Origin of the sequence: Arthrobacter antioxidans (assembly GCF_023100725.1) — a bacterium.
Lineage (GTDB): Bacteria > Actinomycetota > Actinomycetes > Actinomycetales > Micrococcaceae > Arthrobacter_D > Arthrobacter_D antioxidans.
Genome location: NZ_CP095501.1, coordinates 1,845,644 through 1,859,512, shown reverse-complemented (window position 1 = coordinate 1,859,512; position 13,869 = coordinate 1,845,644). Strand labels below are relative to the sequence as shown.

Annotated in this window: 12 protein-coding genes, 1 tRNA gene and 1 pseudogene; 6 read left to right on the top strand and 8 right to left on the bottom strand. The window is 68.9% G+C overall.

What is annotated here, in order from left to right; translation table 11 throughout:
• Positions 1-356 precede the first annotated feature (356 nt).
• The 3 genes and pseudogenes from MWM45_RS08445 to MWM45_RS17740 form a co-directional block, all read left to right on the top strand.
• Positions 357-1,412, top strand: a complete 1,056-nt coding sequence (locus MWM45_RS08445) for a zinc-dependent alcohol dehydrogenase family protein (RefSeq protein WP_247829070.1) — start codon at positions 357-359, stop codon at positions 1,410-1,412.
• A 334-nt stretch (positions 1,413-1,746) separates the two neighbouring features.
• Complete coding sequence (locus tag MWM45_RS08440) at positions 1,747-2,001, top strand: hypothetical protein (RefSeq protein ID WP_247829069.1); 255 nt, start codon at positions 1,747-1,749, stop codon at positions 1,999-2,001.
• Between the two features lie 317 nt (positions 2,002-2,318).
• A pseudogene (locus MWM45_RS17740) lies at positions 2,319-2,396 on the top strand (sugar O-acetyltransferase); the annotation flags it as partial.
• 159 nt (positions 2,397-2,555) lie between these two features.
• On the opposite strand, the gene MWM45_RS08435 reads toward MWM45_RS17740, so the two are convergent.
• Both MWM45_RS08435 and MWM45_RS08430 read right to left on the bottom strand, forming a co-directional pair.
• On the bottom strand, positions 2,556-3,053 hold the full coding sequence (locus MWM45_RS08435; protein ID WP_247829068.1) for a hotdog fold thioesterase: 498 nt from the start codon (positions 3,051-3,053) through the stop codon (positions 2,556-2,558).
• A gap of 270 nt (positions 3,054-3,323) precedes the next feature.
• Positions 3,324-3,407: transfer RNA gene (locus MWM45_RS08430), tRNA-Leu, on the bottom strand.
• Positions 3,408-3,665: 258 nt separating this feature from the next.
• Between MWM45_RS08430 and MWM45_RS08425 the strand changes: the two genes are divergently transcribed.
• The gene (locus tag MWM45_RS08425) at positions 3,666-3,986 is read left to right on the top strand and encodes a hypothetical protein (RefSeq protein ID WP_247829067.1); all 321 of its coding nucleotides are present in this window, start codon (positions 3,666-3,668) and stop codon (positions 3,984-3,986) included.
• A gap of 2 nt (positions 3,987-3,988) precedes the next feature.
• Here MWM45_RS08425 and MWM45_RS08420 read toward each other — a convergent pair whose 3' ends face one another.
• The 6 genes from MWM45_RS08420 to MWM45_RS08395 form a co-directional block, all read right to left on the bottom strand.
• On the bottom strand, positions 3,989-4,732 hold the full coding sequence (locus tag MWM45_RS08420; RefSeq protein WP_247829066.1) for a M50 family metallopeptidase: 744 nt from the start codon (positions 4,730-4,732) through the stop codon (positions 3,989-3,991).
• Between the two features lie 10 nt (positions 4,733-4,742).
• Positions 4,743-6,023 (bottom strand): kynureninase, encoded by a 1,281-nt coding sequence (locus MWM45_RS08415; protein WP_247829065.1) that lies wholly within the window; start codon positions 6,021-6,023, stop codon positions 4,743-4,745.
• Positions 6,024-6,148: 125 nt separating this feature from the next.
• Positions 6,149-7,108, bottom strand: a complete 960-nt coding sequence (locus MWM45_RS08410) for a trypsin-like serine peptidase (protein ID WP_247829064.1) — start codon at positions 7,106-7,108, stop codon at positions 6,149-6,151.
• 152 nt (positions 7,109-7,260) lie between these two features.
• Positions 7,261-8,169 carry a MaoC family dehydratase gene (locus MWM45_RS08405; protein ID WP_247829063.1) on the bottom strand — a complete coding sequence of 303 codons (909 nt, stop codon included), beginning with the start codon at positions 8,167-8,169 and terminating at the stop codon, positions 7,261-7,263.
• Positions 8,166-9,542, bottom strand: coding sequence for a 3-oxoacyl-ACP reductase (locus tag MWM45_RS08400; RefSeq protein WP_247829062.1), 1,377 nt, complete (start codon positions 9,540-9,542; stop codon positions 8,166-8,168). The genes MWM45_RS08405 and MWM45_RS08400 overlap by 4 nt, the downstream gene beginning before the upstream one ends.
• 2 nt (positions 9,543-9,544) lie before the next feature.
• Positions 9,545-10,858 carry an acetyl-CoA C-acetyltransferase gene (locus MWM45_RS08395; RefSeq protein WP_247829061.1) on the bottom strand — a complete coding sequence of 438 codons (1,314 nt, stop codon included), beginning with the start codon at positions 10,856-10,858 and terminating at the stop codon, positions 9,545-9,547.
• Positions 10,859-10,922: 64 nt separating this feature from the next.
• Here MWM45_RS08395 and MWM45_RS08390 point away from each other — a divergent pair, with 64 nt between their 5' ends.
• The gene (locus tag MWM45_RS08390; protein WP_247829060.1) at positions 10,923-11,720 is read left to right on the top strand and encodes a TetR/AcrR family transcriptional regulator; all 798 of its coding nucleotides are present in this window, start codon (positions 10,923-10,925) and stop codon (positions 11,718-11,720) included.
• Positions 11,717-13,840 carry an acyl-CoA dehydrogenase family protein gene (locus MWM45_RS08385; RefSeq protein WP_247829059.1) on the top strand — a complete coding sequence of 708 codons (2,124 nt, stop codon included), beginning with the start codon at positions 11,717-11,719 and terminating at the stop codon, positions 13,838-13,840. Before MWM45_RS08390 ends, MWM45_RS08385 begins: the two co-directional genes overlap by 4 nt.
• The last annotated feature ends 29 nt before the right edge of the window (positions 13,841-13,869 follow it).

The following is a 13,869-nucleotide window of genomic DNA, read 5'->3' as shown; positions in this document are numbered from 1 at the left end:
CCTCCAGCCGCCCCGGCAGCTTCTCCAGCAGCGGAACCGGCAGCGCCCGTCGTCGGCACATTGACGCCCCGACCGCACACACCGTGCGTGAGAGCGGCCGAATCCCGGCTGCCAACGGACGGCAGTCGTCCCGGAACCTCCGTCCTGAAGCAGCACGCATCAGGGTTGTCGGTTCGTAGGGAATACTCCACCGCGCCACGGCTTCGGGACTGCTGCGCTGCGGTTCGTGAGCGACCACTGCCCATCGGTGTGGCTCCGATTGTCGGGGTATACGCTTGGCCCGACTCCTGGAGACAGGGACGTCGCCGAACGCAGCTTTCACGCGAGAGCGACTCGGCCGGTCAAAGGAAACCTCGATGAGAGCGCTTGTTTACCACGGTCCCGGGAAGAAGGCGTGGGAAGACGTCGCAGACCCCGCCATCCAGAAGCCCACCGACGTCATCGTGAAAATAGAAACCACGACCATCTGCGGCACTGACCTGCACATCCTCAAAGGTGATGTTCCAGCTGTTGAACAGGGTCGCATCCTCGGACACGAGGGTGTCGGAACGATCACCGAGATCGGATCCGCGGTGACTGGCCTCGCGGTCGGTGATCGCGTGATCATCTCGTGCATCTCCGCCTGCGGGCATTGCGACTACTGCAAACAGGGCGTTTTCTCTCACTGCCTGGGCGAGGAGGGCACCTCCGGGATCGGGTGGATTCTCGGGCACCTCATCGACGGAACCCAGGCCGAGTTCGTCCGCGTCCCCTACGCGGAGACGTCCGTCTATAGGATTCCGGACAGCGTCAGCGCCCAGGAGGGAACGCTGCTTTCCGACATCCTGCCGACCGGCCACGAGATCGGTGTGCAGTACGGAGCCGTCAAGCCAGGTGACGTCGTCGCAGTGATCGGTACCGGTCCCGTCGGACTCGCCGCGATCACGACCGCGCAGCTCTACGGCCCGGCACGGCTCATTGCGATCGACATCGACCGGAACCGGGTGGAGCAGGCCAAACTCTTCGGAGCCACGGACAGCATCGTGTCAACGGATGCCGACTGGAAGGATCAGGTTCTGGCACTCACCGACGGTCTCGGAGTCGACGTGGCCATTGAAGCAGTGGGGATCCCGGAGACGTTCGCCATGGTGCTGGATATCGTCAGGCCGGCCGGTCACGTCGCCAACGCAGGCGTCCACGGTAAAGGAGTCGACCTGCCACTGGATAAACTCTGGATCTCGAACATCACCATCACCACCGGCCTGGTGAACACCAACACCACCGGTACCCTCCTCAAACTCGTCGCGCAAAGGAAACTGCCCGTTGATCAGTTCGTGAGTCACTCCTTCGACCTCCACGACATTGAAAGGGCATACGACACGTTCTCCCGCGCCGCCGAAACAAAGGCGCTCAAGGTCATGCTCAACGCCTGAGCAACTCTCAAGGACGGGATCAGCCTTCTGCCCCACTCTTGCGCAGGGAGTGAGGCTGGAGGCGCGGCGTGCTCTTGACTCCAGTAAGCCGGTGTTGTGGGTCGCCACCCAGTCTGCAGCTCTGGCAAGGAAGCCCGGGAGTTGTGCCACCGGGCAATTGTTCGATGGAGTCATCACCGCCCCCCCTCCCTTCGTCCGACCTGTCGATCGGGCGGTCGCGCAATAGCGCCCGATGCCTGGCAGCCGGCCGGTCTTCAGGTGTCGTCGCAGCCTCTTCACGGCGTATTCACCTCAGGTCGCCCGAACGTCAATGCCAGCGGTTTAGGTTGTGTCCATGACTCCCACGTCCGATCTGCATCCGGTGCATGCCCTGTCCATCCTCTCCGCCAATAGTCGGCTGCGTGAGCGTCAGATCCTGATGGTGCAACAGGCTCTTCACAATGCTGGTGCACTCACCGCCCACGAACGCCGCGATGTGCTGGAGGCCAGTACGGGTCGGCCCGTGGAGTCCCTGCAGGAGCTGCGCCAGGGCGAATTGGGGCCCGTCCTGGGATATACGCGGACACTATCCCCACGCATCGGGCACTGAACCTCGTCCGCAACCCACCAGACGCCATCACCCTTAGGGACTGCTGATGGTTCGGTTTCCATCCAGCCTGTGAGGATTCTGTCGTCCTGGAAGAGCTGGCCATCATGGCAAAGCCGTATCCGAGGAATTCAGTCGCGAGGTCGTGTCCGTGGCACGGCCTACTCCGATGCGAACGTCGGCTGCGTCCTCGTGGACGGAGCGGACACCACCATCGGCGACGTCGTGTTGTTCGGGCCTAGGTGTCCATCTACACGACGAACCACGCGCTCGAGGCTGGGGAGCGTGCCGTGGGCTCCCGCTCCGCCAGGCCCGTGCTGATGGGAGGGAACGTCCGGGTGGGTGGCGGCGTCACCATCGATCCGGGCACCACCATTGGTGAGGGCTCCGTCATCGGTTCCGGCAGCGTCGCAACGCGTGACGTCCCCCGAGCTACCTCGCCGTCCGTGTACCCGCCAGGGTTCTTGACGACATCGCCCCTGCTGACCGCTCTCGCCACCTCGGTGCGTAAGCCCCGGCAGTGGTCGCAGAAGCGCCGGGTGTCGGGACCGCCCGTGCTACTCGTTGCGGTAGGCGGGATTGGGAATGGTGCGGGAGCGGCCGCGCAGTTCAGCGAGGGTTTCCTCCCCGCCGTCGGCGGTTTCCTGGGTGACTCGAATGTCGAAGAGTCCACTCCTGCCGGTCTGGCTGACCAGGGTGGCATGGGCGGTGAGCGTCCGTCCGACGAATCCAGGATTCAGGAAGTTGGCATCCAGACCGGACGCCACCGTGACTGTGCTCCCGTCGCCGTTCGGATCGTTGCAGGCCAGGGCGAACGCCACATCGGCGAAGGCGATCACCATACCCCCCTGGGCCACGCCGTAGCCGTTGAGCATCTCGTCGCGCAACCGCATGCGGATCAGCACATTGCCGAACTCGGCCCGTAGAACGTCCACACCCAGCCACTCGGCCGCCCGATCGTTCACGAATGCAGGGTGGGCCGGGGCTGCCTGAGGGGCCGGCACGCTGCTGCCCTGTGCATGGGTGGCCGCCGAAACGCGCTCGATGTTCGTCATTGAGATCCTCTCGGTGATGATTGCTGCTTCTTCATCAGGTAATCCGAAATGGTGACCGAGGTCAATGTCCGCCCAGCCATCGCCTGAGCCAGCGGCCGGTCTGTCGGGCCGCCACGGCGCGAAGTACGGGCTCTTCACACTCAAGGTGCATCGATCAGTTCGCCATGCGGGGCGTGGTCCCCCGACCCGCCGATTTCCGGCTCCCGCGCGGCCGGGTCGTGCACATGATCGAGGGCACAAAAAAACCCCGGCGAACCGGGGTTTTCTTTGTGCGCGGAGGGGGACTTGAACCCCCACCCTCAATAAGAGGACTAGCACCTCAAGCTAGCGCGTCTGCCATTCCGCCACCCGCGCGGGTGGTTTTCACCGTAGAAACCGGTGAAAGCAACGAGGAATACTCTAACACGGGTTGTGCCCAGATGTTGAATCGGCGGGCGCCTCGCGAGGGTGTGGTGGTCTCCTCCGACGCCATCGGGGTGTCGACAGCCGGTATACCCGACCCGGGAGGTTAGCAACCGGGGCCGAGTCCTCCCTCCCGACGCCTCCCCTGCCTATGCTGGAAGGATGACCTACCGGGACCTTCCGGTGCCTCAAGTGAAAGGAAGGAGCTGCATGGACGACGACGACCACACCACTTCCGACCGGGAACACGACAAGAAGCCGGACGAGAAGCGCGACAAGGAGCAGCACACCTTGACCGCCGACGCCATGGAACGTGCGAACATCTCCATCGGCGACCTCTGGGAGCACTACTTCAGCATGGGTGGAGGCGTGGACGAGTACGAGGTCACCGCGTACCTGCACGGCCTGATCGAACTCCCCGCCCACGAACGGGACTGCATTTCGCAGGCCGTCAACGAACTCTACGACGACCTCTGCCGACAGCAGGGAGCCCCTTACAGTTCAGGACACCTCCGGCGCGGCGACGCCTGAGGTCAGGACGACGATCCCCCGACCATCAGCGCGAGCGGCGTGAGGGACAGCGCCACCGCTGCGCCGATGACCAGAGCGAACATGCCGAGCCACACCGGCGATGGGATGCGGGTCGCCAGGCGGAGCAGGTGGGCGTCGGAGGAGGCGAGCTCCCGCCGTCGACGGTGGACCCGGACCACCTTCACCCAGTCGCGGCAGGCACCGACCAGCAACGCGATCCCGAGCACCAGGCAGGCGTGGCCGGCCGCCGCCGCTCCCCCGAACCAGACGAGGCCGAGCGATGCAGCCGCGCTGCCCCCGAGGATGAGCACACCCTGACCGTTGCGGATCAGCACGAGGGCCGCCGCCAGGACCACCGCGCCGATCGACAGGGCGGCAGGCGCCCAGCCGTGCGCTGCGCTCCAGAGGAGCAGGGCGCCGACGACGGCGGGTACCGGGTAGCCCCAGAAGGTCGTGAACGCCGCCCGCCAGCCTCGACGCCCGAGGCTCGTGGTGGTGCCCGAGTGGTCGAGGCGGAGCGTGATCCCGGTGACGCGCTGCAGGGTCAGCAGCGCGGCGGCCGCGTGGCCGAGTTCGTGGACCACCGTGACGAAGAGCCCGAAGATCCGCCAGGAGCGCCGGGGCACCGTGAGGACCACGGCCACCAGCACGATCACGGCGAGTCCTGCGATGCCGACCACGGGTGGGGCCGCCCTGAGGAAGCCGTCCGTGATGCGTTCCCAGAGCTGCCCGGGCAGGGTCTCCACTGCCGTCCTCCTACTCGGCCCCGCGCGCCGCCGAGTCCAGCTGCCCGGCGTCGGCCGCGCGCGCCGTCCCCTCCAGACGGGCGGCGATGGCCCCGACGGCGACGGCGACCTCGTGGAACGACGTCGACAGGGGCGAGAGACCGAGCCGGATCCCGTTCGGATTGCGGTAGTCGGGGATGACGCCGTCCTGCCACAGTTCCGGGACCATCCCGGCGAAGTCCGGATGGTCGATGGTGATGTGTCCGCCACGGGCCTGCGCGGCACGCGGGGAGGCGAGGACCACGCCGTGCGGGGCCAGGACGGCGTCGACGGCGTCGACGGCGAAGGCGGTCAGTTCCTCCGACTTCGCCCGGACAGCCGTCATACCGACCTCCTCGATGAGGGCCAGCATGTCGCGCATCGGAAGCATCCCGATGATCGGCGGCGTGCCGGAGACGAGCCGTCGGACGCCCGCGGCGGGCTGGTAGGCGGAACCCATGGCGAACGGGTCCGCGCTACCCAGCCAGCCGAGGATCGGCTGGTCGAGGGTGGGCAGGTGCCGCGTCGCGGCATATGCCCACGCAGGGGCGCCGGGTCCGCCGTTGAGGTACTTGTAGCTGCAGCCGGCCGCGAAGTCGACGTCCCACGCATCGAGGTGCGCCGGAACGGAGCCGACCGAGTGGCTCAGGTCCCAGAGGACGAGGGCGCCGGCGTCGTGGGCGATCCTCGTGACAGCGGGCACATCGGCGATGAACCCGGAGCGGTAGGCGACGTGGCTGAGCAGCACGAGGGCGGTCTCGGGGCCGACGGCGGCGGCGACATCCGCGGGCGTCGCGCCGCCGTCGTACGCGACGTCGATCCAGCGGAGGGTCAGGCCGCGCTCGCGGGCGATCCCCTCGACGATGAACCGGTCCGTCGGGAAGTTGTCGCGGTCGATGACGATCTCGGTCCGCCCGGGGCGCGCGGCCACCGCGGCGCGTGCGAGCTTGTAGAGGATCACGCTCGTGGAATCGGCCACGACGCACTGGCCCGCGGCGGCCCCGAGTGCCACCCGACCCAGCTGGTCGCCGATCCGTTCCGCCAGCCCGAGCCACCCTTCGTCCCAGCCGCGGATCAGGCGCCCGCCCCACTGGTCGCGGACGAACGCGTTCAGGCCGTCCGCTGTCACGGCGAGCGGGCGGCCGAGGGAATTGCCGTCGAGGTAGGAGAGCACCGCGTCGTCGTCCGTGCCGAGGAACAGCGAGCGGTGCGGGCCGAGGGGATCTGCGGCGTCGAGCTCCGCCGCGCGGGTGAGGAGGTCGAAGCCGGTCATGCGCCTCAGTCTATGGGTGGCGGAGACCAGGGGCTGAAGGCCGCGACCCCGGACGGACGACGCACGGGCGGCCCCCCGCGAGGGGAACCGCCCGTGCGCTCCTGTCGGCTGGACTGCCGGAGGGACTACTGGCCGGCCGCCGTGGCGTAGGCGGACTGGATGGAGCTGCCGAAGTACGGTCCGTACATGACGTTGCTCTGGGTGGTGTAACCGAAGCTGTTGACCGAGTTCTGCGTTCCGGTGGGGCCCGATCCGACGAACCACGGGCCGCCGGACGAACCGCCGGTCATGTTGCACGGGATGCCCTGCGACTGGGTACCGCCGATGCGGTCCACCGAGGCCTTCCCAATGCAGCTGTAGAGTCGCTCACCGGTGAACGGTGAGGCCTCAGGGTAGCCGTAGGCGCTGTAGGTGAGGCCACGCGCCATGTTGAAGCCGATGCTCGACGCGCCGACGGTGGCGGCGAGCGTCCTGCCGTTGAGCGTGTTCATGACGGCGAAGGCGCCGTCGTAGCTGATGTCGTTGCGGGCCGCCCACTCGCTCGTGGGGTGCAGTGACCGCGCGGTGAACTTCCCGTACGGCGCCGCACCGTTGTTGTAGGCGGGGACGAAGACGAAATTCGTGACCCAGCCGGTGTAGAGATCGTACGTGCAGTGCCCTGCGGTGGCGACGACGCTCTGGTTCCCGCTCTGGACCGAGTTGCCGGAGCAGACGTAGTTCTGTCCGCCCTGGGTGAAGAACACCTTCCCGATGCGCGGGACCGTGGACCGCGCAGTGGCGCGCGTCTCCGCGACAGGCGCCTTGGGAGCCTTCGCCACGGATTCCTGCCCTGCCTTCGGCATGACCGAGCGGCCCTCGGCGGCCCATCCGGAATTGATCGTGTTGGCGGGCTTGGCGCTCTTCATCCTGTCCGCCGTCCAGTAGGCGTCGAGGGCCGCCTGGCCCTCGCTCTGCACGTGGGACACGGTGGCGGCTTCGGCGGGGGGCGCCGTCGGTGCTGCGTGGACGGGGCCTGCCGCCATCAGCGTGGATGCCATCAGGGCCGAGGCTGCGATCAGCCCTGCTTTGAGACCTCGAGAGTTCACGGAACTCCTCCTTCCATACAGTGGGTCAGCCGTCGGGGCTGGTAGTCGGAGTCTGCCCCGCTGAGCGGGGCCTGCCCAGCCGCGTAACCGATTTTCCAAGGATTGCCCTCGAAAATCACCGTGTGTCTGGACAGGGCCCGGCCGGCATGGAACTATTTTGCGCGCACCCACCCCGTGAAGTGGGGGCGTCGGCGCTTCGCGGACCACCCGACGACCTCCATCCGGTGCCCGACGTCGTCGCCGGCCCGGGTGAACGACGTCGTCACGCTCCCGGGCAGGAGCACGGGCGTGGCGAAGTCGATACGCCAGTGCAGGGCTCCGGACGGCGCGGGGACGGCCTGGTCCACCATGCGGGCGGCAAGGTACATGCCATGCGCGATCGCCGTCTTCATCCCGAGGGCCCTCGCGCTCACCGCGCTGAGGTGGATGGGGTTCCAGTCGCCCGAGACCGCGGCGTATCGTCGGCCGGCGTCCGCGTCGAGCCGCCAGACGCCCGTCGGGGTAGGGACGCTGAAGGGCGGCCGCTCCTCGTCCAGGCGTCCGCCCGATCCGGCGCCGGCGAGCCGGACCCCGCGTGCCAGGTAGACGGATCGTCCTGTCCACACGAGTTCTGCTTCCACGCGCACCTCGAGGACGACGTCGACCTGCGTTCCGGCCGCATGCGGGCGCAGGCGCTCCGCCCAGGCCACGACGTCGAGCACTTCGGACGCGTCGATCTGGCGTGCCTGGTGCACCTCGTTGCTGAGGTGCACCAGGCCGAGCAGGGGCAGCGGGAAGTCGGGCCGCACGAGGACGCTCATGGCCACCGGGAACGCGAGCGTATGGACGTAGGCGGAGGGCACCGTGTCCCGTGCTGCGGACCCGAGCACCTGCTGGAACCGGGTGAGTGCACCGAGGTCCACCCGGACGCGGTCGACACGGTGCTGTACGGCGGGCACGTCGACGGGGGCAGCAGCCCGGCGCATGCTCCGCCGTGCGGCCAGCGCGAGGGCCTGGCGGTACAGCCCGGGCAGGGCCGGCACGCCGGGCAACGTCACCTCCTGGCGGGGCGTCCCGCTCATGCGCCCACCAGGTTCTGCCCGCACACCCGGAGGACCTGTCCGTTGATGCCCGCCGCCGCGTCGGAGGCCAGGAACGCGATCGCCTCGGCCACGTCCACGGGCAGCCCGCCCTGCTGGAGGCTGCTCAACCGGCGGGCCACCTGGCGGGTGAGGGGCGGGATCTTCGCCGTCATGTCCGTCTCGATGAAGCCGGGGGCGACGGCGTTGATGGTCCGGCCGGCGCCGTCGAAGGAAGCGGCCTGCGCCCGGACCATACCGATGACACCGGCCTTCGACGCCGCGTAGTTGCTCTGCCCGCGGTTGCCGGCGATCCCGCTCGTCGAGGCGAGGCTGATGATCCGTCCCGTCGTAGAGAGGACCGGCGAGGCGAGGAACTGCTCGTTCATGCGCAGCTGGGAGGCGATGTTGACGGCGATGACCGAATCCCACCGGGAGGCGTCCATGTTGGCCAGCAGCTTGTCCCGCGTGATGCCGGCGTTGTGCACCACGATGTCGAGGGTGCCGAAGCGCCCCCCGACGTGCTCGAGGATCCGGGCCGCCGCGTCGGGGGCGGTGATGTCGAGCTGAAGGGCTGTCCCGCCTACCCGGTTCGCGACCTGCGCGAGCTGCTCGCCCGCCGCAGGGACGTCGACCGCGACCACGCGGGCCCCGTCCCGGGCGAGGATCTCGGCGATCTTCGCGCCGATGCCGCGGGCCGCCCCCGTGACGACGGCGGTTTTACCTGCCAGCGGCTGGTCGGGCACGCCCTCCCCCACCGCCGTCGTCGCCGCAGCGAGTCCGGCGACGCTCTCGGCCGGTGTCCCGGACACCTCGAGGAATTGACCGTCCACGTACGCGCTCCTGCCGGACAGGAAGAACCGGAGGGTGCCCAGCGTGGTGGCGTCCGTCGTCGTCGCACCTGTTCGCAGGATGATGCCGTTGGCCGTGGCTCCGCCGCGCAGTTCATGGGCGACGGACCGGATGGCGCCGTCGATGCCCTGGCGTGCGGCTGCGACGGAGGGGTCCGTGGTGTCCGCGGAGGAGCGGAAGACCGCAACGACGCGGCCGCCCGGCACCAGCACCCTGGCCGCCTGACCGAGCTCGAGCATGGGTGCGGCGAGGTCCGCGGGTGAGACCGCCCGGTCCAGCACGACGACGGCGGCGCTGAGCTTCTCACCCGGGAGGACGTGGCGCCGCACCTCCACGTCCCAGCTCAGCAGGACGTCGGCGAGCGCCTCCGCCCCTGCCCCCGACCCGGCGACGAGCACCGGCTTCGCCGCGATGGGCTCCCCCGGGGTGTAGCGGCGCAGGACCGAGGGGCGCGGCAGGCCGAGGGCCTTGGCGAACTTCCCCGGCAGGGGGGTGTTCACGAGGTCCAGGTAGTTGTCGGCCATGCCTACTTCGCCTCCAGGATCGCGACGACGCCCTGGCCCCCGGCGGCGCATACGGAGATGAGTCCGCGTCCGCCCCTCTCGGACAGGGTCTTGGCCAGTGAGGCGACGATGCGTCCGCCCGTGGCTGCGAACGGGTGGCCGGCCGCAAGGGAGGACCCGTTGACGTTGAGCTTCGCGCGGTCGATGCTGCCGAGGGCGCCGTCGAGCCCGAGGACGCGCTTGCAGTAGTCCGGGTCCTCCCACGCCGCGAGGGAGCTGAGCACCGTTCCGGCGAAGGCCTCGTGGATCTCGAAGAAGTCGAAGTCGTCGAAGGTGAGGCCGTTGCGCTGCAGCAGGCGGGGCATGGCGTGGACGGGGGCCATCAGCAGGCCCTCCTCACCGGTGACGAAGTCCACCGCCGCCGCTTCGGCGTCGACGATGGTGGCGAGCATCGGGAGGTTGTTGGCCCTCGCGTAGTCCTCGCTGCCGAGCAGGACGACGGCGGCGCCGTCGGTGAGCGGCGTGGAGTTGCCGGCCGTCATGGTGGCGGGGGTGTCGAGGCCCTTGCCGAAGACGGGCTTCAGGGTCGCGAGCTTCTCCAGCGAGGTGTCCGCCCGGAGGTTGGCGTCCTTCGTCAGGCCCCGGTACGGCGTCATGAGGTCCGAGAAGAACCCTCGGTCGTAGGCGGCGGCGAGGTTGTGGTGGCTGCGGTAGGCGAGTTCGTCCTGCGCTTCACGCGTGATCTCCCAGGCAGCGGTGGTGAGCGCCTGGTGTTCCCCCATGGACAGGCCGGTGCGGGGCTCGCCCGTGGTGGGTGCGTTGGGCGAGAGGTCCTTCGGGCGGAGCGTGCCGAGTGCCTTGATCTTCTGCTGTGTCGTCTTGGCGCGGGCGAGGTCGAGCAGCACGCGGCGGAGACCCTCGCTGACGGCGATCGGGGCGTCGGAGGCGGAGTCGACGCCGCCGGCGATGCCGGAGTCGATCTGCCCGAGCTTGATCTTGTTCGAGAGGCCGACCACGGTCTCGAGGCCCGTGGCGCAGGCCTGCTGCAGGTCGTAGGCGGGGGTCTCCGGGGACAGCGCCGAGCCGAGCACGGCCTCCCGCGTGAGGTTGAAGTCCCGGGAGTGCTTGAGGACGGCGCCGGCGGCGACCTCCCCGATGCGCTCACCCTGCAGGCCGAAGCGTGCCACGAGGCCGTCCAGTGCGGCGATGAGCATGTCCTTGTTGGACGAGTAGGCGTAGGCGCCGCCGGAGCGGGCGAAGGGGATGCGATTGCCGCCGATGACGACTGCCGTGCGCGGTGAGTGGGCGGCGTTGCGCGCCCCGGCCTGATCTGCCATGGAAGTGCTCCTGGTACGAGAGGGTGGATTACCGATACCTAGCGTACCTGATACGCTGGGTATCATGAAGCTTGCCCATGCCCTGAAGGGCGCCTCCGCGAAGACCGCCGGCGGCGTAGCCCCCGTGCAGGACGGCCGGTCCAGCCGATGGGAAGGGCACCGGGCCGAGCGGCGCCGCCAGCTGATCAAGACCGCGAGACGCGCCGTCGACGCCCTCGGCCCCGGGGCCTCCATGGAGGACATCGCCGCAGCCGGCGAGACGTCGAAGTCCGTGTACTACCGCTACTTCGGGGACAAGACCGGACTCCAGAGGGCCATGGCGGAGGTGGTCATCGGCCAGATGCAGCAGAAGGTACTCGACGCCGCGAAGGCCGCATCCACTCCTCGGGAGGGCCTCTACGCGATGGTGCTCGCCTACCTGCAGATGGCCCGGACCTCGCCCAACGTCTACGCGTTCGTCACGCGCGTCGGTATCGCCGAGTCCTCGACGTCCGCTGCCTCCTCACCCGGCTCCCCGGTGTCCTCAGTGGCCGACGGCGGCCAGGACACCCTGGCGCACTTCCTTGCCGCGGTCACCGACATGGTCGCGCGTCCCATGCGCGCCTACCTGCTCTCCCCGGACCGGCCGTCGGGCCCGGACGACGCCGCCCCGGAGTATTGGCCCGCCGCTGCGATCGGCATGGTCCGGGCCGCCGGTGAGCACTGGCTCTCATCCCCCGATACCTCCGACAAACCGACCGAGGAGCAGATGGCCCGGCACATCACCGGCTGGCTCTTCGACGGCATCAGCCGGTACGAGGCACTCTCGCTGCCGGCAGCCCCCCATTCCCCAACCCGCCAACGCGCGAAGGACACGCCATGACCCAGACCATCACCCGGCCGCAGCAGATCCCCGCCACGGCCGACATCACCGACGACGAGCAGGCCACCGTGGACACCGCCGAGCTCGGGGAGCTGCTCCTCGGCCGGTGGGCGCACATCCGCCGCACGGCGCGTGCCCTTGCGGGCCGCCCCGAGGTCCAGAAGATCGAGGGACTCACCCACACCGATCACCGGCTGCGCTGCTTCGACCAGCTCCACTACCTCGTGGAGCAGCAGGCCGTCCACCGTGCGTTCCCCAAGACCCTCGGCGGCAACGACGACCACGGTGGAAATGTCGCGGGCTTCGAGGAGCTCGTCGTCGCGGATCCGTCGCTGCAGATCAAGGCCGGCGTGCAATGGGGTCTCTTCGGTTCGGCGGTCATGCACCTCGGTACCGAGACGCACCACGAGGCATGGCTCCCGGGCATCATGGACATGCGGATCCCCGGCTGCTTCGCCATGACCGAGACGGGCCACGGCAGCGACGTCGCGAGCATCGCCACCACCGCCACGTTCGACCCCGCGACCGACGAGTTCGTGATCGATACGCCCTTCCGCGCGGCCTGGAAGGACTACATCGGCAACGGCGCCATCGACGGACGGGCCGCCGTCGTGTTCGCCCAGCTCGTCACCAACGGCGTCAGCCACGGCGTGCACGGCTTCTACGTGGAACTGCGCAACGAGGACGGTTCCTTCAAGCCGGGCGTCGGCGGCGAGGACGACGGCATCAAGGGCGGCCTCAACGGCATCGACAACGGCCGCCTGCACTTCACCGGCGTCCGGATCCCCCGCACCAACCTGCTGAACCGGTACGGCGACGTCGCCGAGGACGGCACGTACACCTCTCCCATCGCGTCCCCGGGGCGCCGCTTCTTCACCATGCTGGGAACCCTGGTGCAGGGCCGCGTCTCGCTCGACGGCGCGGCGGTCGCCGCGAGCAAGCTCGCCCTCACGGCCGCCATCACCTACTCGACGCAGCGCCGCCAGTTCAACGCATCCTCGAACCTCAAGGAGGAGGTGCTGATGGACTACCAGCGGCACCAGCGCAGGCTCCTGCCCCGCCTCGCCGCGACCTACGCCGCGTCCTTCGCGCACGAGGAACTCCTCGAGAAGTTCGACGGCGTCTTCTCCGGCGAGCACGACACCGACGAGGACCGCCAGGACCTCGAGACGCTCGCCGCCGCGTTCAAGCCCCTGAGCACCTGGCTGGCGCTGGATACGCTGCAGGAGTGCCGCGAGGCGACCGGCGGGCAGGGCTTCCTGGTGGAGAACCGTTTCACCTCGCTGCGTGCAGACCTCGATGTGTACGTGACCTTCGAAGGTGACAACAACGTCCTGCTGCAGCTCGTCGCGAAGCGGCTCCTGACCGATTACGCCAAGGAGTTCCAGGGCGTGGACTTCGGCGTCCTGGCCCGCTACGCGGTGTCGCAGGCCGCCGGCCGGACGCTGCACCGTTCGGGCCTGCGCCGTGTCGCCCAGACCCTCGCGGACACGGGCTCGGGCAAGAAGTCGGCCATCGCCCTGCGCGACGAGGACACCCAGCGCGAGCTGCTCACCGACCGCGTGCAGTCCCGCGTCGTCGATCTCGCCGCCGTGCTGCGGGGGGCGAAGGGGATGTCGCAGGAGAAGGCCGCCGCGCTCTTCAACGAGCACCAGAACGAGCTCATCGAGGTGGCTCATGCCCACGCGGAGCTGCTGCAGTGGGAGGCGTTCACGCGCGGCCTCCACAGGATCACCGATCCCGGAACGCGCCAGGTCCTCACCCGCCTGCGTGATCTGTTCGGCCTCTGCCTCATCGAGAAGGACCTGGCGTGGTTCCTCATGAACGGCCGCCTCTCCGCGCAGCGTGCCCGTACCCTCGACGGCTACATCAACCGCCTCCTGGTGAAGATCCGCCCGCACGCCCTCGACCTCGTGCAGGCGTTCGGCTATGGCCAGGAGCACCTGCGCTCGGCGATTGCCACCGGTGTGGAGCAGGAGCGCCAGGAAGAGGCCGCCGAGTACATGCGGCGGCGCCGGGCCAATGGCGATGCACCGATCGACGAGAAGACGCTGCTGGCCCGCAAGGCCTCGGAGAAGAAGGCCAGGAAGGCGAGGAAGTCAGCGTCTCCCGCGGGCTAGGGGTACCGCTCCCTGACGCCCTCGGCGAA

Excerpts from the sequence above, each read along its gene's own strand:
- MWM45_RS08415 (WP_247829065.1), bottom strand. The coding sequence starts at position 6,023 with ATGACCGGCTTCGACCTCCTCACCCGCGCGGCGGAGCTCGACGCCGCA.
- MWM45_RS08445 (WP_247829070.1), top strand. The coding sequence starts at position 357 with ATGAGAGCGCTTGTTTACCACGGTCCCGGGAAGAAGGCGTGGGAAGAC.
- MWM45_RS08385 (WP_247829059.1), top strand. The coding sequence starts at position 11,717 with ATGACCCAGACCATCACCCGGCCGCAGCAGATCCCCGCCACGGCCGAC.
- MWM45_RS08395 (WP_247829061.1), bottom strand. The coding sequence starts at position 10,858 with ATGGCAGATCAGGCCGGGGCGCGCAACGCCGCCCACTCACCGCGCACG.
- MWM45_RS08435 (WP_247829068.1), bottom strand. The coding sequence starts at position 3,053 with ATGACGAACATCGAGCGCGTTTCGGCGGCCACCCATGCACAGGGCAGC.
- MWM45_RS08390 (WP_247829060.1), top strand. The coding sequence starts at position 10,923 with ATGAAGCTTGCCCATGCCCTGAAGGGCGCCTCCGCGAAGACCGCCGGC.
- MWM45_RS08425 (WP_247829067.1), top strand. The coding sequence starts at position 3,666 with ATGGACGACGACGACCACACCACTTCCGACCGGGAACACGACAAGAAG.
- MWM45_RS08405 (WP_247829063.1), bottom strand. The coding sequence starts at position 8,169 with ATGAGCGGGACGCCCCGCCAGGAGGTGACGTTGCCCGGCGTGCCGGCC.
- MWM45_RS08440 (WP_247829069.1), top strand. The coding sequence starts at position 1,747 with ATGACTCCCACGTCCGATCTGCATCCGGTGCATGCCCTGTCCATCCTC.
- MWM45_RS08400 (WP_247829062.1), bottom strand. The coding sequence starts at position 9,542 with ATGGCCGACAACTACCTGGACCTCGTGAACACCCCCCTGCCGGGGAAG.